Origin of the sequence: Escherichia sp. TW09308 (assembly GCF_000208565.1) — a bacterium.
Classification (GTDB): domain Bacteria; phylum Pseudomonadota; class Gammaproteobacteria; order Enterobacterales; family Enterobacteriaceae; genus Escherichia; species Escherichia marmotae.
Window position 1 is genome coordinate 2644953 of record NZ_AEME01000001.1, and the last position, 20212, is coordinate 2665164.

At 51.9% G+C, this 20212-nt stretch carries 15 protein-coding genes and 2 tRNA genes; 7 read left to right on the forward strand and 10 right to left on the reverse strand.

The annotated features are described in order from the left end of the window. Nucleotide 1: 1 nt before the first annotated feature. Together fucU and fucR are read left to right on the forward strand one after the other, a co-directional pair. Nucleotides 2-424, forward strand: a complete 423-nt coding sequence (fucU, locus tag ESM_RS0112630; RefSeq protein ID WP_000920827.1) for an L-fucose mutarotase — start codon at nucleotides 2-4, stop codon at nucleotides 422-424. Between the two features lie 57 nt (nucleotides 425-481). Continuing rightward, nucleotides 482-1213 (forward strand): L-fucose operon activator, encoded by a 732-nt coding sequence (gene fucR, locus ESM_RS0112635; protein ID WP_010378533.1) that lies wholly within the window; start codon nucleotides 482-484, stop codon nucleotides 1211-1213. A gap of 43 nt (nucleotides 1214-1256) precedes the next feature. On the opposite strand, the gene rlmM is transcribed toward fucR, so the two are convergent. From rlmM to ESM_RS0112655, 4 genes are all read right to left on the reverse strand, one after another. Continuing rightward, a complete protein-coding gene (gene rlmM / locus ESM_RS0112640; RefSeq protein ID WP_001045507.1) occupies nucleotides 1257-2357 on the reverse strand; it encodes a 23S rRNA (cytidine(2498)-2'-O)-methyltransferase RlmM in 1101 nt (366 codons plus the stop codon). Continuing rightward, nucleotides 2350-2745 carry a DUF423 domain-containing protein gene (locus ESM_RS0112645; RefSeq protein WP_000203905.1) on the reverse strand — a complete coding sequence of 132 codons (396 nt, stop codon included), beginning with the start codon at nucleotides 2743-2745 and terminating at the stop codon, nucleotides 2350-2352. The genes rlmM and ESM_RS0112645 overlap by 8 nt, the downstream gene beginning before the upstream one ends. Before the next feature lie 18 nt (nucleotides 2746-2763). After that, a complete protein-coding gene (gcvA, locus tag ESM_RS0112650) occupies nucleotides 2764-3681 on the reverse strand; it encodes a glycine cleavage system transcriptional regulator GcvA (RefSeq protein ID WP_000044401.1) in 918 nt (305 codons plus the stop codon). A 350-nt stretch (nucleotides 3682-4031) separates the two neighbouring features. Continuing rightward, nucleotides 4032-4259: a YgdI/YgdR family lipoprotein gene (locus tag ESM_RS0112655; RefSeq protein WP_000750396.1), complete on the reverse strand. Its 228-nt coding sequence runs from the start codon at nucleotides 4257-4259 to the stop codon at nucleotides 4032-4034. 192 nt (nucleotides 4260-4451) lie between these two features. On the opposite strand from ESM_RS0112655, the gene csdA reads away from it, so the two are divergent. Next, a complete protein-coding gene (gene csdA / locus ESM_RS0112660; RefSeq protein WP_010378541.1) occupies nucleotides 4452-5657 on the forward strand; it encodes a cysteine desulfurase CsdA in 1206 nt (401 codons plus the stop codon). Beyond that, nucleotides 5657-6100, forward strand: coding sequence for a cysteine desulfurase sulfur acceptor subunit CsdE (csdE, locus tag ESM_RS0112665; RefSeq protein ID WP_000184239.1), 444 nt, complete (start codon nucleotides 5657-5659; stop codon nucleotides 6098-6100). The genes csdA and csdE overlap by 1 nt, the downstream gene beginning before the upstream one ends. A 55-nt stretch (nucleotides 6101-6155) precedes the next feature. On the opposite strand, the gene tcdA is transcribed toward csdE, so the two are convergent. Together tcdA and mltA are read right to left on the reverse strand one after the other, a co-directional pair. Next, nucleotides 6156-6962 (reverse strand): tRNA cyclic N6-threonylcarbamoyladenosine(37) synthase TcdA, encoded by an 807-nt coding sequence (gene tcdA, locus ESM_RS0112670; protein ID WP_000117724.1) that lies wholly within the window; start codon nucleotides 6960-6962, stop codon nucleotides 6156-6158. A gap of 237 nt (nucleotides 6963-7199) precedes the next feature. Next, nucleotides 7200-8297 carry a murein transglycosylase A gene (mltA, locus tag ESM_RS0112675; protein ID WP_000678632.1) on the reverse strand — a complete coding sequence of 366 codons (1098 nt, stop codon included), beginning with the start codon at nucleotides 8295-8297 and terminating at the stop codon, nucleotides 7200-7202. 208 nt (nucleotides 8298-8505) lie between these two features. Between mltA and ESM_RS0112680 the strand changes: the two genes are divergently transcribed. Together ESM_RS0112680 and ESM_RS0112685 are read left to right on the forward strand one after the other, a co-directional pair. Continuing rightward, a tRNA-Met gene (locus ESM_RS0112680) sits at nucleotides 8506-8582 on the forward strand. A 34-nt stretch (nucleotides 8583-8616) separates the two neighbouring features. Then, nucleotides 8617-8693, forward strand: a tRNA-Met gene (locus ESM_RS0112685). A 74-nt stretch (nucleotides 8694-8767) separates the two neighbouring features. On the opposite strand, the gene amiC is transcribed toward ESM_RS0112685, so the two are convergent. Beyond that, a complete protein-coding gene (gene amiC, locus ESM_RS0112690; RefSeq protein ID WP_000016909.1) occupies nucleotides 8768-10021 on the reverse strand; it encodes an N-acetylmuramoyl-L-alanine amidase AmiC in 1254 nt (417 codons plus the stop codon). Between the two features lie 230 nt (nucleotides 10022-10251). Here amiC and argA point away from each other — a divergent pair, with 230 nt between their 5' ends. After that, a complete protein-coding gene (gene argA, locus ESM_RS0112695; RefSeq protein WP_000237970.1) occupies nucleotides 10252-11583 on the forward strand; it encodes an amino-acid N-acetyltransferase in 1332 nt (443 codons plus the stop codon). A 236-nt stretch (nucleotides 11584-11819) separates the two neighbouring features. Here argA and recD read toward each other — a convergent pair whose 3' ends face one another. Genes recD through ptrA form a run of 3 tightly spaced genes read right to left on the reverse strand, consistent with a single transcriptional unit; the run spans nucleotide 11820 to nucleotide 20069 of the window. Further along, nucleotides 11820-13646 (reverse strand): exodeoxyribonuclease V subunit alpha, encoded by a 1827-nt coding sequence (recD, locus tag ESM_RS0112700; RefSeq protein WP_000775997.1) that lies wholly within the window; start codon nucleotides 13644-13646, stop codon nucleotides 11820-11822. Continuing rightward, nucleotides 13646-17188 (reverse strand): exodeoxyribonuclease V subunit beta, encoded by a 3543-nt coding sequence (recB, locus tag ESM_RS0112705; protein ID WP_010378549.1) that lies wholly within the window; start codon nucleotides 17186-17188, stop codon nucleotides 13646-13648. The genes recD and recB overlap by 1 nt, the downstream gene beginning before the upstream one ends. Continuing rightward, nucleotides 17181-20069: a pitrilysin gene (ptrA, locus tag ESM_RS0112710; RefSeq protein ID WP_001138272.1), complete on the reverse strand. Its 2889-nt coding sequence runs from the start codon at nucleotides 20067-20069 to the stop codon at nucleotides 17181-17183. The genes recB and ptrA overlap by 8 nt, the downstream gene beginning before the upstream one ends. Nucleotides 20070-20212 lie beyond the last annotated feature (143 nt).

Below are 20212 nucleotides of genomic sequence, written 5' to 3' on the forward strand. Positions count from 1 at the left end.
AATGCTGAAAACAATTTCGCCGTTAATTTCTCCCGAACTATTGAAAGTGCTGGCAGAGATGGGGCATGGAGATGAAATTATTTTTTCCGATGCTCACTTTCCCGCCCATGCGATGGGACCACAGGTGATCCGCGCTGATGGCCTGTTAGTGAGCGACTTGCTCCAGGCAATTATCCCGTTATTTGAACTGGACAGCTATGCGCCGCCGCTGGTGATGATGGCGGCAGTAGAAGGTGACACCCTCGATCCTGAAGTGGAACAACGCTATCGTGATGCGCTTTCACTACAGACCCCGTGCCCTGAAATCACCCGCATCGACCGTTTTGCGTTTTATGAACGGGCACAAAAAGCCTTTGCGATCGTTATCACAGGCGAACGAGCGAAGTACGGGAATATTCTTTTAAAAAAAGGGGTAACACCGTAATCTCATACCGGTACGCCCGCATGACGCGGGCGGTTATCGAATGATGGGGTGAAAAATATGAAAGCGGCACGCCAGCAAGCGATAGTCGACCTGCTGCTGAACCATACCAGCCTGACCACGGAAGCTCTCTCTGAACAGCTAAAGGTCAGTAAAGAAACCATTCGTCGCGATCTCAATGAATTACAGACGCAGGGTAAAATTCTGCGCAATCATGGGCGCGCTAAATATATCCACCGTCAAAATCAAGACAGCGGCGATCCCTTTCATATCCGGCTGAAAAGCCATTATGCGCATAAAGCAGATATTGCCCGCGAAGCGCTCGCGTGGATTGAAGAAGGGATGGTGATCGCCTTAGACGCCAGTTCAACTTGCTGGTATCTGGCACGCCAGTTGCCTGACATCGACATTCAGGTCTTCACCAATAGCCATCCAATTTGTCATGAACTCGGTAAGCGCGAACGCATTCAACTGATCAGTTCCGGCGGCACACTTGAGCGCAAATATGGTTGTTACGTCAATCCCTCGCTGATTTCCCAGCTTAAATCGCTGGAAATCGATCTGTTTATTTTTTCTTGCGAAGGGATCGACAGCAGCGGCGCACTGTGGGACTCCAATGCGATCAACGCTGACTACAAATCGATGCTATTAAAACGTGCCGCGCAATCGTTGTTATTGATTGATAAAAGTAAATTTAATCGTTCTGGAGAAGCCCGCATCGGGCATCTGGATGAGGTCACGCACATTATTTCTGATGAGCGCCAGGTTGCGGCTTCTTTGGTGACAGCCTGATGGCAATGGTAGCAGGCCGGAGACGACGCCCCGGCCTTGCCCGTTATCGCTCGTCGCGACGACCACCTACCGCAGCCCAGATACGACGGACATGCACCGTCACTTCTTCGCGATCGTGATATAACTGCCGCGCCTGAATCTGAGCATTTATGCCATGTTCATCAAGCTGTGCCTGAATATACGCCAGATTGTGTGACACTTCTTCGTAGCGTTTTTTCATCGGCAGTTTGAGGTTGAAGATTGTTTCACGGCACCAGCCATTAACCAGCCACTGCGCCATCAATGCCGCAACTTTCGCTGGTTTTTCAACCATATCGCATACCATCCATGAGATATTGCTGCGTGTCGGACGGAATTTGAAACCGTCTTCCCGCAGCCATGTCACCTGCCCGGTATCCATCAGACTTTGCGCCATCGGGCCGTTGTCGACGGAATAAACCCACATGTTGCGCTTCACCAGTTGGTAGGTCCAGCCACCCGGGCAAGCACCTAAATCCACCGCCCACATCCCGTTCGCCAGGCGTTCATCCCACTCATCTGCCGGAATAAACACATGAAATGCCTCTTCCAGTTTGAGCGTGGAACGACTCGGCGCATCTGCCGGAAACTTCAGACGCGGAATGCCCATATAGAACGGCGAATTATTGTGGCTGTAAGAGTAACCGGTATAGCAGCAACCTGGGGCAATGAAGAATACATGCACCACCGGACGCTTCGGTGTTTCATAGTTCACCAGCACGCCCGCATCGCGCAAGGCAGCCCGTAGCGGAACCGTGAATTTACGGCAGAATTTCAGTAACTCTTTGCTTTCGTTGGTGTCCGCGACTTCAACACGCAGTTCACCGCCCTTCTCCACCACGCCCTGCAACATGCCAACAATAGGCGTAATGCGGTCTTCTGGCGGCAAATGTTGGAGGAGTTCTCCTACCAAAAACCACTGGCGGGCAAAAATTAATGAACTGAACGGCAGCTCACGAATTAGCTTATCGCCATCATCCGGTTGATAACATTCATAAATGACATAACCCGCATTCTCTTTCACGCGGGCAAAACCGAAGATTTCCCGCTGACCGGCTTTATCGGTAATTTCTGCGGCGCACTCTTTTTCAAAGCCCGGACGACACAACAATACAACCTTATTCATGACTTACGCCCTTGCGCTTTAAACGGATAGCACCGACTAACATTAACGCCCAACCCGCGAGGAAGCTCACACCACCGACCGGAGTGACAAACGCCCACAAACGCAGATGAGACAGCGCCAGGCAATAAAGGCTGCCGCTGAACAGCACCGTGCCTAACGCGAGGAAAACACTACTCCAGTAAAACCAGATACTGATGCGACGCTGCATCGCCACTGCCAGCCCCAAAATCGCCAGTGTATGGAACGCCTGGTATTCAAGGCCGGTCTGGATCCAGCCCATCTCAACGGCTCCCATTGTTTTACTTAAAACATGTGCACCAAAAGCGCCCAGAGCCACAAAAATGAAACCGCTAATGGCGGCAAAAATCAGCATAAAACGGCTGGTCATGGTCGTACCCTACGTAAATTATTGTTCATAACGAAAGCGGAATTTTTCTTGTTCAGCAGCGGCTTTCGCCAGGATCCATTGGCGAAAGGCGGCTATTTTACCCAGTTCTGCCTGACTGTCATGACATACCAGATAAAAAGCATTTTTACTGACCAGAACATCATTAAACGGGCAGACAAGACGTCCAGCCTCGATTTCAGATTGCGCCATCACGTTATTTGCCAGCGCCACACCCTGCCCATGAATGGCAGCTTGTAGCACCATGGCGCTATGGCTGAATATCGGTCCTTGCTGAACGTTAATATGATTTAACCCCAACTGGCGGGTATATGTCTGCCAGTCACGACGGGACGCATCGTGTAATAACGTATGTTTAGCCAGATCTTCCGGGGTCTTCAAGGGTTTTTCACCGGTTAATAGCAAAGGCGAACATACTGGCAACAGGTATTCGGCGTAAAGCTTTTCCACCCGCAGCCCTGGCCAGTTGCCACGGCCATAAAATATAGCGACATCAACATCGTCCGCCAGTTTATCTTCCTGACGATCGACCGCCTGGATTCGAACATCGATTCCCGGATAAGCTGAATTAAAGCTGGAAAGTCGCGGCACCAGCCAGTGGATGGCAAAACTGGGGAGTAAGCTGACCGTCAACGCCCCCTTGGCGCTACGGGCCTGGAGTTTACGCGTTGCTTCAGTTAATTGCGAAAATATCTCTTTGATATCGAGGAAATAGCTTTGCCCTTCCTCGGTCAACAGAAGTGAACGATTACGACGACGGAACAGTTTTAGTCCCAAAAAGTCCTCAAGTGACTTGATTTGATGACTTACTGCGGCCTGAGTCACAAAAAGCTCTTCTGCTGCACGTGTGAAGCTTAAATGGCGTGCGGCGGCATCAAAAACTCGTAAGGCATTTAGCGGTGGTAATCGTTTTGACATGGCTTTTAAACTTTGATGTTAAATGAATTTAACAATTAGATCACAGTATGTAACCTATTAGTTTTTTTTATCTGAGCCATTATAATTTGTCCGTTGAGCTTCTACCAGCAAATACCTATAGTGGCGGCACTTCCTGAGCCGGAACGAAAAGTTTTATCGGAATGCGTGTTCTGGTGAACTTTTGGCTTACGGTTGTGATGTTGTGTTGTTGTGTTTGCAATTGGTCTGCGATTCAGACCATGGTAGCAAAGCTACCTTTTTTCACTTCCTGTACATTTACCCTGTCTGTCCATAGTGATTAATGTAGCACCGCCTAATTGCGGTGCTTTTTTTTACCTTGCGATCGTGAATTACTGATCCAGCTCGACCATCTCTTTCACGTCAGTGCGGTTGATCTGCTGTTTGTTGCCATTAGCGTCTTTATAAGAAATCATACCGGTTTCATCATCCGTCATCGGTTTGCCATCGGCAACAATGGTGCGTCCATCGTTGGTGTGCATGACATAGTTTGAACCGGAACAGGCACTAAGGGCAAAAGTCAGCATACAGGCAGAGATAATTGCGGCAGTCTTTTTCATCTTCTTCTCCTTAAAGCGATTATTCACTCGCAATAAAAATTCATTAACAGGCTAAAATTAACGCCTAACACTATTAAGCATAAGCGACCGAGTCGCTTTCGCCTGGATATCCAGATGAATCCGAAGGTTAGGGCTATCCTTGTGTCGAAGTGAATTTTGCGCCACGATCGGTTTATCAAGCCGAGGAGTACCATGAACGTTTTTAATCCCGCGCCGTTTCGCGCGCACTTTCCCGCATTACAGGATGCGGGCGTCTATCTCGACAGCGCCGCTACTGCGCTCAAACCCGAAGCCGTTATTGAGGCAACCCGACAGTTCTATAGCCTGAGTGCTGGAAACGTGCATCGCAGCCAGTACGCCGAAGCCCAACGGTTAACCGCACGTTATGAGGCCGCGCGGGAGAAAGTCGCCCAACTGCTGAATGCATCGGATGACAAAACTATTGTCTGGACACGTGGCACCACCGAATCTATTAACATGGTGGCGCAATGTTATGCCCGTCCACGCCTGCAACCAGGCGATGAAATTATTGTCAGTGTGGCAGAACATCACGCCAATCTTGTTCCCTGGCTGATGGTCGCCCAACAAACTGGAGCCAAAGTGGTGAAACTGCCGCTTAATGCGCAGCGGTTGCCGGATGTCGATTTATTGCCAGCGCTAATGACTCCTCGTAGCCGGATTCTGGCGCTGGGCCAGATGTCGAACGTCACCGGTGGTTGCCCGGATTTGGCGAGAGCGATTACGTTTGCCCACGCCGCCGGAATGGTGGTGATGGTTGATGGAGCTCAGGGGGCGGTGCATTTCCCTGCCGATGTTCAGCAACTGGATATCGATTTCTACGCTTTTTCAGGTCACAAACTTTATGGCCCGACAGGTATCGGCGTGCTGTATGGCAAACCAGAACTGCTGGAAGCAATGTCGCCCTGGCTGGGCGGCGGCAAAATGATCCACGAAGTCAGTTTTGACGGCTTCACCACTCAATCTGCGCCGTGGAAACTGGAAGCCGGAACGCCCAACGTCGCAGGCGTCATTGGGTTAAGCGCGGCGCTGGAATGGCTGGCAGATTATGATATCAACCAGGCAGAAAGCTGGTGTCGCAGTCTGGCGACGCTCGCAGAAGAGGCGCTGGCAAAACGTCCTGGCTTTCGTTCATTCCGCTGTCAGGACTCCAGCCTGCTGGCCTTTGATTTCGCCGGTGTTCATCATAGCGATATGGTAACGCTGCTGGCGGAGTATGGCATTGCCCTACGCGCCGGGCAGCATTGCGCTCAGCCACTGTTGGCAGAATTAGGCGTAACCGGCACTCTGCGCGCCTCTTTTGCGCCATATAATACAAAGAGTGATGTGGATGCGCTGGTGAACGCCGTTGACCGCGCACTGGAATTATTGGTGGATTAATGACGAACCCGCAATTCGCCGGACATCCGTTCGGTACAACCGTAACGGCAGAGTCGTTACACAACACTTTCGCGCCGCTGACGCAATGGGAAGATAAATATCGCCAGTTGATTATGCTGGGGAAACAGCTTCCTGCTTTGCCAGACGAGTTAAAAGCGCAGGCCAAAGAGATTGCCGGATGCGAAAACCGCGTCTGGTTGGGGTATAGCGTCGCTGAAAACGGCAAGATGCATTTCTTTGGTGATAGCGAAGGACGCATTGTGCGCGGTCTGCTGGCCGTGTTGTTGACCGCAGTGGAGGGGAAAACCGCTGCCGAGTTACAGGCACAGTCGCCGCTGGCATTGTTTGATGAGCTGGGATTGCGTGCGCAACTTAGCGCCTCACGCAGTCAAGGGCTGAATGCGTTAAGCGAGGCGATTATCGCGGCGGCGAAGCAAGCTTGATGTTGCACGTTCAAGGTCGGATAAGACGCACCAGACGTCGCCTCCGACCTAATGTTTACCCCTGACGCGCCGCTTTCGCCATCATCTTCTTCAGCGCATGAGAAACCGCAACAAAACCAAAGGTGGCGGTTACCATCGTTGCTGCGCCAAATCCTGACGCGCAATCCATCCGCTTCGGCCCTTCTGCCGTGGCTTTCATCGCACACACCGTACCGTCTGACTGCGGGTACACCAGTGCTTCGGTAGAGAAAACGCAGTCCACGCCGAGCTTACCTTTACTGTTTTTCACCACGCCAAAATCACTTTTCAGGCGCTCGCGCAGTTTCGCCGCCAGCGGATCCTGAATTGTCTTTGCCAGATCAGTAACCTGAATCTGCGTCGGATCAATCTGCCCGCCTGCGCCACCGGTCGTGACCAATGGGATTTTATTGCGACGGCAATAAGCGATCAGCGCCGCTTTAGGTCGCACGCTATCAATGGCATCAATCACATACGAATAACCGGCACTCATATATTGCGCTACGTTATCCGGCGTCACAAAATCATCCACCACCGTTACCCGGCACTCCGGGTTAATCTGGCGAATACGTTCCGCCATCACTTCAGCTTTTGCCAGCCCGACGTTATCGCGCAGCGCGTGAATTTGCCGATTAGTATTGGTGACGCACACATCATCCATATCAATAAGTGTGATTGCGCCAATCCCCGTTCGCGCCAGAGCTTCCGCCGCCCAGGAACCGACACCACCGATACCGACGACACAAATATGCGCATCAGCAAACAGTTGCAACGCTTTTTCACCATACAGACGCGCTGTGCCGCCAAAACGCTGACGCCAGGCATCACTTATTACAACAGACATAGCACCTCAGAATTAAAAAGGGTGAGGTTATCCCTCACCCTAAACGCATAAATGCCTGATGCGCTACGCTTATCAGTCCTACATAACTCCTGCAAAACATTGAATTTGCATAATTTGTAGGCCAGATAAGGCGTTCACGCCGCATCTGGCATGAACAACGCGCAGTTAGTCAACAATCAAAAGGTGAGGTTATCCCTCACCTGGCTTATCCGTAAAAACGGCGTACAGAATATCACATCAGCCGCTAAAAACGTTACCTGCGCCCGGGGCCGTTTTCAGCACCCAGACACGACCATAGTGATTGTACCAACCGGCGCGGTGGCCAGCTTCAGGGCCAATCCCCTGATAGATATCGAAGTGTTGGCCTTTGATTGCGCCACCGACATCCAGAGCCACCATTAGACGCAGTTCGTACTGACCATTGAATTTGCCGTTATTATCCAGCAGCGGCACTTCTGCCAGCAAGGTAGTACCTGGTGGGATAAGCGAACGATCAGAGGCAACCGACGCACGGCCAACCAGCGGCACTGCACTTGCCCCTTTCACCGGCGCGAAAGATTGCGGTTTAAAGAAGACGAAAGATGGATTCTGTTCCAGCAGTTCGCGAACTTCGGCTTCACTGTGCGTTTCACCCCAGTGACGAATCGCCTGCATCGACATATCTTCTTTTTTCACTTCGCCACGATCGATCAAAACCTTACCAATACTGCGATAGGCATGACCGTTCTTTCCGGCATAGCTGAAGAAGTTAAGCGGGCTGCCATCGCCAAAATCGATATATCCACTCCCCTGCACATCCATAATGAAGTTATCCATCAGAGAGTTGCTGTAAGCAAGGATATATTTATCGCTCAGTGCCCCCGCGTAGATCTCCGCACGAGACGGCAGACGACCGCGTTTTGGCGGCATACGGTAAATAGGGTACTGAAACTCGCCCTGGCGAGTATGGCGCGCCTGAATTACCGGTGTGTAGTAACCCGTAAACTGCACGTTGCCGTAGTTATCCGCCCCTTCCATCTGCCAGGCGTCAATGCCAAACTGACGCATATTGCGGGTATCACCACCTGCGCGCAGCCACTCCTGCACCGCGTTATAAACATTACTCTGGTTGCCATACAGACGCGGCGACGCGTTACGGATATGGTTAATTTGCTCGGCAAAATCACCGGCGTTAATTGGCGCGCCAACGGCATCTGGCTGGTTCACCAGAGAGAAAGGCTGGGTAAATTTCCCGTCTTTATATTGCTGTCCGCGATCGGTTGGTTTGGAGGAGCAGGCGGCAAGTATCGTTACGACTGCGCCCATAAGAAGGTACTTTACCCAACGTCCTTTCATTGTTCTCTTCTTCAGGTTAAAAAATAAGGCGCAACGAAGATAACAAACCGTTGGGTTTAATGAAATGCGTAGCCGCTCCCTGACGCAAATTTTGCACAAAAAATAGGCTTTAGTGGTTTGTTTTTGTTCAAAAACATCCCAATTCCGTGATCCGGGTAAAAAAAAGGTTGCATGAAAACGCGAGCGGAGTATAGTGCGCATCCACGGACGCGGGGTGGAGCAGCCTGGTAGCTCGTCGGGCTCATAACCCGAAGGTCGTCGGTTCAAATCCGGCCCCCGCAACCAATCAAAATTTGACGAAGTAAAAGCAGTACGGTGACGCGGGGTGGAGCAGCCTGGTAGCTCGTCGGGCTCATAACCCGAAGGTCGTCGGTTCAAATCCGGCCCCCGCAACCAATTATTAAGCACCCTTATGGGTGTTTTTTTATTTCTGCTCTTCCATAAAAAAAGCGCTATTCAGCGCTTTTTTACTATCCCCTTCTCGCCAGCGTCGCCCCATCAGAAAAATACGCTTTAATCCCCGCGAGGATAGACTCTGCAACTTCCTGCTGGAAAGTCGCCGTTTTCAGTTTGCGCTCTTCCTCAACGTTACTGATAAACGCCGTTTCGACGAGAATAGATGGAATATCTGGCGCTTTCAGTACAGCAAACCCGGCCTGCTCGACCTGATTTTTATGCAGCTTGTTGATTTTTCCAAGTTTATTCAGGACTGCCCTACCAAACTTCAGGCTGTCGGCAATGGTCAGCGACTGCACCATATCGAACATGGTGTGGTCGACATAGCGGTCACCGCTTTTGCTCACGCCACCAATCAAATCCGAGGCGTTCTGAGTTTGTGCCAGATATTTTGCCGCAGTACTGGTCGCGCCTTTGGTCGAAAGCGCAAACACGGAAGAACCGCTCGGCTGGCGGCTGGTAAAGGCATCTGCATGGATAGAAACAAAAAGGTCAGCACGTTGTTTCTGTGCTTTTGCTACACGCACTTGCAACGGAATGAAGATGTCTTCATTACGCGTCATGTACACCTTCATATTGCCCTCTTTCTCGATCAGAGAGCGCAGACGGCGGGCAATTTGCAATACCACATCTTTTTCACGCGTTTTGTATTTCCCCACCGCGCCGGAGTCTTCGCCGCCATGGCCCGGATCAAGCATGATGACAATAGGACGATCGCGCCCAGCCTTGCCAGGCTGTGGGCCACTCTGCGCAGGCGGCACCTGCTTTTCGAGATCGCCTTTGTTGTAATCCTCCAGCAGTGCCAACAGTGGATCCTGCATATCCTGGGCATTGACCGGGTAGAGATCCATCACCAGACGCTCTTTAAACCCGGCAACTGGCGCGAGGGCAAACATCTGCGGTTTTACGTTTTGCTTTAACTCAAAAACCATCCGCACGGTTTGCGGATCAAATTGCCCGACGCGTGCAGACTTGATGAACGGGTCGTCAGCACGAATTTGCGCAGCCATCCCCTTAAGCACCGAGTTCAGGTTTACATCTTCGATATCCACTACCACGCGTTCAGGGTTACTCAACGCAAACTGCTTATATTTCAGTTGACGATTTGATTCTACCGTTACACGGGTATAGCTGGACGCAGGCCAGACGCGCACCGCCACGACCTGACTGACCGCAGCCAGACTCACCTGACTTACGCTCAATAGCCACATGGCACCCGCGCCTTGCAGTAAACGACGACGGCTGATTGCAGTGTTGGATCCCGACATGCCTCTCCCGAGCAAATAAATCTAAGCTGTGTAACAAGTAAACGACCAATTTGACCGGAAACTTTAGCGAAAGACGCATATTCTGTCATCTATAAAACGGTAAACATTCTTTTTATATTCACGGCATTACTGATAAAAAAAATGTTCACGCATAAAATTTGCACTTGCACACGGCAAAAAAACAGAATAAAAATACATTAATTTCGAATAATCATGCAAAGAGGTGTGCCGTGGTGAAGGAACGTAAAACCGAGCTGGTCGAGGGATTCCGCCATTCGGTTCCCTATATCAACACCCACCGGGGGAAAACGTTTGTCATCATGCTCGGCGGTGAAGCCATTGAGCATGAAAATTTCTCCAGTATCGTTAATGATATCGGGTTGCTGCACAGCCTCGGCATCCGTCTGGTCGTGGTCTATGGCGCGCGTCCACAAATAGATGCGAATCTGGCAGCGCATCGCCACGAACCGCTGTATCACAAAAATATACGTGTGACCGACGGCAAAACACTGGAACTGGTGAAGCAGGCTGCGGGGACATTACAACTGGACATCACTGCACGCCTGTCGATGAGCCTTAATAACACGCCATTGCAGGGAGCGCATATCAACGTCGTCAGTGGCAATTTTATTATTGCCCAGCCGCTGGGCGTCGATGACGGCGTGGATTACTGTCATAGTGGGCGCATCCGGCGGATTGACGAAGAAGCGATTCATCGCCAACTGGACAGCGGTGCAATTGTGCTGATGGGGCCGGTGGCGGTTTCGGTCACTGGCGAGAGTTTTAACCTGACCTCGGAAGAGATTGCCACTCAACTCGCCATCAAGCTGAAAGCCGAGAAGATGATTGGTTTTTGCTCTTCACAGGGGGTCACCAATGACGACGGTGACATCGTCTCCGAGCTTTTCCCCAACGAGGCGCAATCGCGGGTAGAAGCTCAGGAAGAGAAAGGCGATTACAACTCCGGTACGGTGCGCTTTTTACGTGGTGCAGTGAAGGCTTGCCGCAGCGGTGTTCGTCGCTGTCATTTAATCAGTTATCAGGAAGATGGCGCGCTGCTACAAGAGCTGTTCTCACGTGACGGTATCGGTACGCAAATTGTGATGGAAAGCGCCGAGCAGATTCGTCGCGCAACAATCAATGATATCGGCGGTATTCTGGAGTTGATCCGCCCGCTGGAGCAGCAAGGTATTCTGGTGCGTCGTTCTCGTGAACAACTGGAGATGGAAATCGACAAATTCACCATTATTCAGCGCGATAACACAACTATTGCCTGCGCTGCGCTCTATCCGTTCCCGGAAGAGAAAATTGGCGAAATGGCCTGCGTGGCGGTACACCCGGATTACCGCAGTTCTTCCCGTGGTGAAGTCCTGCTGGAGCGTATCGCAGCCCAGGCCAGGCAAAGCGGCTTAAGCAAATTATTTGTGCTGACCACGCGCAGTATTCACTGGTTCCAGGAGCGTGGTTTTACCCCGGTGGATATTGATTCACTGCCAGAGAGCAAAAAGCAGATGTACAACTATCAGCGTAAATCCAAAGTGCTGATGGCGGATTTAGGGTAAGTGGTTGAAATCGCCAGATGCGATATGCGCAATGCCCGGGGGCATAATAAACACGCTAGCATCGCATCAGGCATTGACGCTCATCGTCGGATGCGGCGTGAACGCCTTATCCGACCTACGTCAAATCGAAGACGTTGATGGCGGATTTAGGGTAAGTGGTTGAAATCGCCAGATGCGATATGTGCAATGCCCGGGGGCATAATAAGACGCGTATGCGTCGCATCAGGCATTCGCGTTTATCCCCGCGAACTAAATAACGCTGCCAGTCCGCTACGCCGCTCGGTACGTGTGGCGATTGCCGCACTTAATATGCGCTCATCGGCATACAACGATAAACGGCGACGCGCACGGGTCACTGCGGTGTAAACCAGCTCTCGCGTCACGACCGGCGTGCGCTGGCTCGGCAAAATCAACGCCGCATGGTCGAACTCAGACCCCTGCGATTTATGTACCGTCATCGCCCACGTGGTTTCGTGTTCCGGTAAACGACTTGGTTGCACTGACTTGATATTACCGTCCGGCATTGCAAACCAGACGCGCGTTCCTTGCCCGCGATCCAGTGCAATACCAATATCACCATTAAACAACCCAAGGGCGCTGTCATTGCGGGCAATCATCACCGGCCTGCCTTCGTACCAACGCGAGTGCGGATGGCGATGGATTTTGCGCTTCTGTTGCATAAACTGCTCAATTCGCTCATTCAGCCCGGCTACGCCAAACGGCCCTTCCCGCAGGGCGCACAAAAGCTGGTATTCATTGAATGCCTGAATAATTAAATCCGGCTCGGCACGCGCTTGCAGCAGATCCAGATAGCGTCCGTAACCCGCAAGAGCTTCCTCAAGCATCGCAATATAATCTTCGCCACTCTGTAAAATCCGTTTTTCGATATCAGTAAAATCCTGCTGAAAAACGGTTTTTACTGCCGTTTTATCGCCGCGATTGATAGCCGCCGCGAGCTGACCAATGCCAGAATCGCTGCCGAAACGGTAACTTTTTTGCAAAAGGCAGAGACTATCGCGCAAAGATGCCGCCTCTGTGCCACTGCCCGCAGGAACGTAGCTCCCCGTCAGGCGACTTAGCTGCTCCGCTCGTTCTGCGGTAAAGCCCGCATTGGCATAAGCGCAAATATCGCCAAGAACAGCCCCAGCCTCAACAGAGGCCAGTTGATCACGGTCGCCAAGAAAGATCACTCTGGCATGATCGGGCAATGCGTCGATCAATCGTGACATCATGGGCAGATCGATCATTGACGCTTCATCGACCACCAACACATCAAGATGCAATGGGTTACCCGCATGATGGCGTAAACGCTGACTGCCCGGCTGCGCGCCCAGCAAGCGGTGCAGAGTGCTGGCATCTTCCGGAATACGTTTCTTTTGTTCATCCGTCAGCGGTAACTGGCGCAAAGCTTTGCCAAGTGATTCGGTTAAGCGCGCGGCGGCTTTCCCCGTCGGCGCAGCCAAACGGATGCGACAACGTTCACCGTCGGCCATCTGAATTAACGCTGCCAGCAACTTCGCCACGGTGGTCGTTTTACCGGTGCCGGGGCCACCGGAAATCACCGAGATCCGCCTCGTCAGCGCCACCGCTGCCGCCACTTTTTGCCAGTTAATGTCATCGCTTACTGGAAAAAGTTGGTCCAGGGTTTGCGCCAGTAGAGCTTCATCAACCTCAATGGCATGATTCACTTCATTGAAAAAGCGCGCCACCGTGCGCTCGTTACACCACATGCGGTTGAGATAGAGACGATCGCCACAAAGGATCATTGGTGTAGGTTCATCTCCCCGGCTGACCGCATGTGAAGCCAGCAGACACTCTTCCCAGTTTTGTAGCTCACCGATTTCACTGACGCAGGTCGCCAGGAGCGGGTGCGAGGCTTCGTTGTTCTCCAGCCGTGAAAGCGGCAAACAGACATGTCCTTCCCCGGCATCATAACTTAACAGTGCCGCCGCAAGGGTGACGGCGGGATGTTCATCACCCGCCACGGTCAGGGCAAACTGCACGTCCAGCGGGCGTAGCTGTTTGTGCTCCACAGCTTCCAGTAATTGCTTTTGCAATTTCATTACGCCTCCTCCAGGGTCATACCAGCAAACATCTCATCCATCAGGGCAATCAACCCGGCATCGGGGCGGGTCGCGTAAATCCCTTGTTGCGGATGCTCTTTATCAACGCCGCGCAGGAACAGATAGATAACGCCGCCAAAGTGGCGCTCATAGTCGTAATCAGCAATGCGATGGCGCAGATAACGATGCAATGCCAGGGTATAAAGCTGATATTGCAGATCATAGCGGTGTGCTTGCATCGCCGCTGCCATAGCCTGTTGGGTGTATGCTGAGCTGTTTTCACCCAGCCAGTTGGATTTATAGTCGAGCAGGTAATAACGCCCTTCGTGGCGAAACACCAGGTCGATAAAGCCTTTTAACATGCCACGCACCTGCATGAACTCCAGCGACGGGCAGCCAGCAGAAAGCGGGTCAAACTGGCGGATTAGCGCATCAAGTTGGCTGGCGACGAGCGGTTCACTAATTGGCAGATAAAATTCCATCTCCACCTGTTTATCGCGGGCGGAAAGCTGACTCAGGCTGACTCCCGTTTCATTGAGCGGTGCCTGGAGAACAGCCATGATCCACTCGGTCAACACCGGTTCCCAATGCGCTTCAAAACCGCCAAGTTCCAGTTTTTCCCGCACCCAGTCAGGCTCAACCGGCTGGGTAAAATCCAGATCCTCAAACAAACTGTGCAAGAACGTCCCCGGTGACGCTCCGCGCGGAAACTGATGCGGTGTTAACGTCGGTTCTTCAACGACGCTGACCACACCTGCAGCGTCAACATCCAGCCGTGGCATCAAATCCTGAGCGATACCGTGACCACGCTGCTGCAAACCAGAGTAGCTGGTGACCCGCCAGTTATCCCCAGGTAAACGTTGTAACGTCTTCGCATTCAGTTCTGCTGTAGAAACATCATTAACCTGCCAGGGCTGATTATCACCGGTTTGTGCCGTTTGCCAGGCAATATCCTCATCGCACAATGCTTCAATACAGGCGCGAAGTCCTGCCGCATCCTTTGGTTCCCCTTTTTGCAGCAAGCGTCCGAGCGCACTTTGATGGACGTCGGTGTCACCTTTTTTATCGCCTCGACGGCGCACCAGTGGCGCGACGCCAAGACTGCAATGCCAGACCGAACGCGTCAGCGCCACATAAAGCAAACGCAGATCTTCCGCCAGACGTTCGGCCTCAGCGAGATCGACGCTTTCTGGCGCAGCGTTAAGATCCAGAACAGCCTCAAATGAGTGACGATCGTGATAGAACGCCTGATCCTGGACGCGGAAATTGGTAATAAATGGCAACCAGACTAGCGGATACTCCAGTCCTTTCGACTTGTGGATCGTAACAATCTGCACCAGATGTTTGTCACTTTCGAGGCGCATTTGCTGGCTGGACGCGTTACTGTCTGGCTCGAGGATATGCTGTGATAACCAGCGTACCAGCGCATGTTCACTTTCAAGCTGCGTTCCCGCTTCCTGAAGTAATTCACTGATATGTAAAATATCTGTAAGACGCCGCTCACCACCCGCCGTTGCCAGCAGGTTTTCTGCAATGTTGCGCGCCGACATCAGCGCCCGCAGCATTGGCATAACGCCGCGTTTTCGCCAGATTTGTCGATAACCATCGAACTCTTCAACGACTGCATCCCAGGCATGTTCGTCATTATTCAGCATTTCGATATCCAGCGCGTTCAGCCCCATCATTGACGTTGCCAGCGCGCTACGCAGAGTATTTTCACGTTCAGGCGCCATCACTGCCTGCAACAGCCAAAGCATCTCCTGCGCTTCCAGAGTTTCAAAAACACTGTCGCGGTTCGAAAGGTAAACGGAAGGGATTTCCAGCAGCGTTAAGGCATCACGTATCTGGGCGGCCTCCTGGCGGCTGCGCACCAACACACTGATGTCTGAAGCACGCACCGGACGCGCGTCATCGCCATTCATCAACAACGCGTCTCCGCGCTGCCCGGCCTGCAGCCAGTCGCGGATTTGCGCGGCGCATACCTGCGCCATGGTACTTTGATAATCGCCAACGCCGCAGCTTTCGCCTTCCATCAGCCACATTTTCATCGAAGGCTGCGTTTCACCTTTAAATACGAAACGCAGCGCCTGATTTTTCCCGGCTGATTTCACAGGAATAAACGGTATTTCGCGAAACATAAAAGCGTCATCAGTCTGGCTAAAAAGCGTGTTCACACTGTTCACCATTCCTGGTGCGGAACGCCAGTTGGTATCCAACGTGTAATGAGCGTGAACTTCGCTACGCGCCTTCATGTAGGTGAAGATATCCGCACCACGGAACGCATAAATAGCCTGTTTCGGATCACCAATCAGTAACAATGCGGTTTCCGGCTGATGGTGCCAGATGTGGCGGAAAATCCGGTACTGCTGAGGGTCGGTATCCTGAAACTCGTCGATCATTGCCACCGGGAATCGCGTGCGGATCGCCGTCGCCAGCGCCTCTCCGCTTTCGCTACACAACGCGGAATCCAGCCGACTTAACATGTCGTCAAAACCCAGTTCGCCACGGCGGCGTTTTTCACGCGCTACCGTTTCACGGATCTCAGCTAATGCGCGAGTGATCACCAGATCGCGGATCGATAATGGTTCAGCAAGTAATTGATCGATCGCCTCAAACAGCGGATGGCGCGGTGTCTCGCCCCCTGCTTTTGTGCGATCTTCTAAGAAACGCTGAGAGAATTTTTCCAGCGACTCCGGCAACTGATAACTGTTGGTCTCTTCTTCTGCCCAGGCGCTAATCTTGTCAATCCATTTAGCCTGATTGCTACGGTTAAACTTGCGTCGATCAATACCTGAAGATTCGATTAGCGCATCCAGTTCACCTACCGCATCACGCCACTGCTGTTTTACGGTATCGATACGCGCCACAATTTGCGCGTGGCGGGAAGCCAGCGTTTCATCATCGGGCGGCGGCGCTTTAATAACTGGCGCTTCCCCTTGCAGATATCGATTAATATCGCGCAGCAACGCCTGCGGCCCTTTCCATGTTTCAAAGACCACCTGAGCAATTTCACGCGGCAGAGGATAGCAGTGGCGACGCCAGAAATCGGCGCAGGCCTGGTAGCGCAGTAGCGATTCATCTTCAATCAGTTGCTGCTCAAACAACATACCGGATTCAAAAGCATTCAGGTTGAGCATTCGCTGACAAAAACCGTGAATGGTAAAAACTGCCGCTTCATCCATCTGTCGTTCGGCTAACAGCAGCCACTGCGCGGCCTGCGCTTTATCGTCAATCTCTTCCAGCAGGCGCGCATACAGAGGGTTGTCGGTGGTTTCACGTAGACAGGCGATGCGCAACTCATGAATATTGCTACGGATACGACCGCGCAACTCTGCGGTGGCAGCCTCGGTAAAGGTCACCACCAGCAGTTCTTCAACGGTCAACGGGCGGGGAAAGGCAGCAGAACCACCTAGTCCAAGTAACAGGCGCAAATAGAGCGCTGCTATCGTAAAGGTTTTGCCTGTGCCGGCAGAGGCTTCAATCAGGCGCTCACCCAGTAAGGGCAAGCGCAAAGGATCTAGTGTCTCAGCGACATCACTCATTCTTTTCACTCATCAGGGGCATTGTTTGCTGCAACGCGCTGACGTTCTCCCACACTTTCCAGCCTTCAGGATGCACATATTCAGCTTTCCCATTCTGGCTGCCGGAAATCTGCGACAGGATAGCCATGCCTTGCGGCTCGACCACTGCCTGATGGAAGAAATCGGCAAGTTTTTGCGGCGTCAGCAGTTTTATCTGTGCCACGATTTTATCACGCGAATCAAAGCGCATATTGCCGCGATCGAAATCTTTACTTAACTTCGATGCTTCTTCGCCCAGCGTTTGCGGTGCCTGTAGCATCTGGCTGATAACCGCCTGCTGGATTTGCGCGAACTCTTCTGGCTTCATCGCGCGCAGTTTCGCCTCAGCCGTTGGGAAAAAGGCCTTGTAACGATCCCACAGGTACGAAGGCTGTTTATCATTACTTTGCAGTAAGAAGCCCATGCCCCACTGACGTCCCACGCTCATTGGGAACGCGAACACGGCGTACCCCAACTGCTCTTCAGTACGCAACTGATTGTAGAACCACGGTTGTACAATCTGCGCCAACAGAGAACTGTAGGCTGAACTGGTGTATTCATCGTAGCCAGTCGGTACAAATACTGCTGCCAGTGCGGAGTCGGTACTGTTACCGGCTTTTTCAAAAATGACGGACTGTTTTTTATCGACCAGGACATCTTTGTTACGACACCACTCTGAGCCATCAGCCCCTAACTGTTTTTGCACATCGCGCGCCAGCGTTGTTGCCTGGGCTTCGGTCATGTTGCCGATAACCATGAACTCTGGTCGTGCCCCGGATTTTAAGGCGTCGCGATAGGCCATCACCTCTTTCAGGGTGATAGTGGGCAAAATTTTACGTCGCTCATCTCGCGAGAAGTACGGCACCTGCGAGAGCATCTGCGCGGGCATAATCGCCTGCTCAAACGCTTTGCCTTTTTCTGCGGAATCCATCATCTGGTTATACCAGGATTTCGCCTGTTCAAGCTGCTCTGGTGTAGCGGTATAGCTAAAGTAGCCCTCCAGCAGAGCCTGAAAAAGTTGCGGCAGACGCTGAGTGTAACCATTAGCATTAACCATAAGGCCGTTGTTAGCATTGGTGGAAAAACTAATGCCGCCAACCGACGCCTGGTTGCTTAACTGATCAAGCGCCAACCCTGCGAGATAATCATTGAGCGCAAACATCACCTGGTTACGGGCGCTGTCCATCGCTTTCGGGTTACGCAAAATCAGGCTGACATCGGCTTTTGGTTCGCTGGCAAAATAGCGACTCGGCGCATACACCACACGCAAATTGGATTCATCAACAATCAGCTCTGGATGGTCGTATTTCTTCTCTGATTTAATCAGCGAGAAATCGTCAGGAATATAGGGATTAAGCTCCGGCAGGGAGAGCGCTATGTCGGCAGCTTTTTTCTGCCAGTCAGCGAAAGTTTGCTCGCTGATTTTATCGACCTGATACGGCGCATCGACAAAGTAAGCCATTTTATTGTGTGGCTCTTTCGGGCTGATATACCAGATACGCGCGTTTTGCGGCGTCATCATCGCCAGACGTTCTTTTACTGCTTTAGCATCATACTGATCGGCTATATTGACCGCGTCCAGCGTATGCTCAACGGGAACGCGAATCATGGTATCTGCCAGCCACTCGACGTAATCCATATCACGAGTGATTGACGGATAACGGAAATCGATATCCAGCACATTCGCCAGTTCATCGAAATACTGTTTATCAATCCCTTTTTCGCGTAACAGATTGAGGTAGCTGAAAATAGCCGCTACAACCTGATCGCGATTAGCCAGACCTTTATCGGTTAAGGACGCAGAGATCGCTAACACGCCACTGTTGCCATTGACGATAGGATCGGAGTTGGCGCTAATGCCCTCAACTAATCCCTGTTTTTGCAACCAGTCAGAAAGCGTTCCTGGGCTGCGATTGCCAATCAGATAGGTAATTAACTCATCAGTTTTACTACGGAACTCCGCCGAATTGTTATCAATGCGAAACTCGACACGCAGCACTTTACGCGGCAACGCCGGGACGTAATGAATGATAATGCCCTTTTGTGCATCGGTGACTACCGGCACGGTGATTTCCGGTTTTTTGCTCTCTTTGTTCGGCACTCGACCGAAGGTGTCCACCGCCATCTTCGCCAGCTCCTGCAGCGGTTTGTTACTGTAGATAACAGCCTTCATCAGATTGGCGGAGTAATATTTCTCATGGAAATTTTTCAGCGCCTGCTGCACCGGATTACCGGGTTTGTCGCTTAAGGTTTCCAGGTTGCCACCAGAAAACTTTGCACCAGGGTGGGCCGGGTTAATGGTTTCTGCGCTGACCTGCGCCATACGCATCCCGTCACGCGTGCGCGCCATAGTTAATTCGGCGTTCACTGCATTACGCTCACGTTCGGCATATTTCTTGTCGAGTAAAGGTTCCGCAATGGCGTCCGCCAGGCGGTCTACCGCCCCTGGTAAGGCGTCATTTTCCACTTCCAGATAGAAAGCGGTGCGATACGGTGCCGTGCTGGCGTTATGACTGCCACCGTGCATTTTGAGGTATTCGGCCAGACTGTCAGCCTGCGGGTACTTTTTCGACCCCATCAGGCTCATATGTTCAAGATAATGTGCCAGCCCCTGATAAGCCTCGGGATCTTCCAGCGATCCAACGGGCACCACCAGTGCAGAAAGGGATTTTACCGCCTGCGGGTCAGAAACCAACAATACCACCATGCCGTTATCCAGACGCACAGCCTGATACTGACGGTTATCTTTATCACTTTTACGGATGGTTTCCTGAATCGGCTGCCATCCCGTTTCTGCCTGACTTAAGGGTGCCCAAAGGGCAACAAACAACAGTACTGCTTTGAACCAGGTGCTGCGGGGCATTCACGGACCTCATTATCAACTTTATTTTTCAGCCAGATTCAACATGTTAACGTAAATCATCCGGCAGAATTTAATCTCGCGCTGAACAAGTCAGCCTATGTCTATATAACCATCAGTCCGTGACTGGTGCGCATCATAAAGTA

Bases quoted from the DNA above. Each gene is read 5' to 3' on its own strand.
- recB (WP_010378549.1), bottom strand. From the start codon at position 17,188: ATGAGTGATGTCGCTGAGACACTAGATCCTTTGCGCTTGCCCTTACTG.
- csdE (WP_000184239.1), top strand. From the start codon at position 5,657: ATGACGAACCCGCAATTCGCCGGACATCCGTTCGGTACAACCGTAACG.
- gcvA (WP_000044401.1), bottom strand. From the start codon at position 3,681: ATGTCAAAACGATTACCACCGCTAAATGCCTTACGAGTTTTTGATGCC.
- fucU (WP_000920827.1), top strand. From the start codon at position 2: ATGCTGAAAACAATTTCGCCGTTAATTTCTCCCGAACTATTGAAAGTG.
- ptrA (WP_001138272.1), bottom strand. From the start codon at position 20,069: ATGCCCCGCAGCACCTGGTTCAAAGCAGTACTGTTGTTTGTTGCCCTT.
- rlmM (WP_001045507.1), bottom strand. From the start codon at position 2,357: ATGAATAAGGTTGTATTGTTGTGTCGTCCGGGCTTTGAAAAAGAGTGC.
- fucR (WP_010378533.1), top strand. From the start codon at position 482: ATGAAAGCGGCACGCCAGCAAGCGATAGTCGACCTGCTGCTGAACCAT.
- mltA (WP_000678632.1), bottom strand. From the start codon at position 8,297: ATGAAAGGACGTTGGGTAAAGTACCTTCTTATGGGCGCAGTCGTAACG.
- ESM_RS0112655 (WP_000750396.1), bottom strand. From the start codon at position 4,259: ATGAAAAAGACTGCCGCAATTATCTCTGCCTGTATGCTGACTTTTGCC.
- recD (WP_000775997.1), bottom strand. From the start codon at position 13,646: ATGAAATTGCAAAAGCAATTACTGGAAGCTGTGGAGCACAAACAGCTA.
- csdA (WP_010378541.1), top strand. From the start codon at position 4,452: ATGAACGTTTTTAATCCCGCGCCGTTTCGCGCGCACTTTCCCGCATTA.
- amiC (WP_000016909.1), bottom strand. From the start codon at position 10,021: ATGTCGGGATCCAACACTGCAATCAGCCGTCGTCGTTTACTGCAAGGC.
- ESM_RS0112645 (WP_000203905.1), bottom strand. From the start codon at position 2,745: ATGACCAGCCGTTTTATGCTGATTTTTGCCGCCATTAGCGGTTTCATT.
- tcdA (WP_000117724.1), bottom strand. From the start codon at position 6,962: ATGTCTGTTGTAATAAGTGATGCCTGGCGTCAGCGTTTTGGCGGCACA.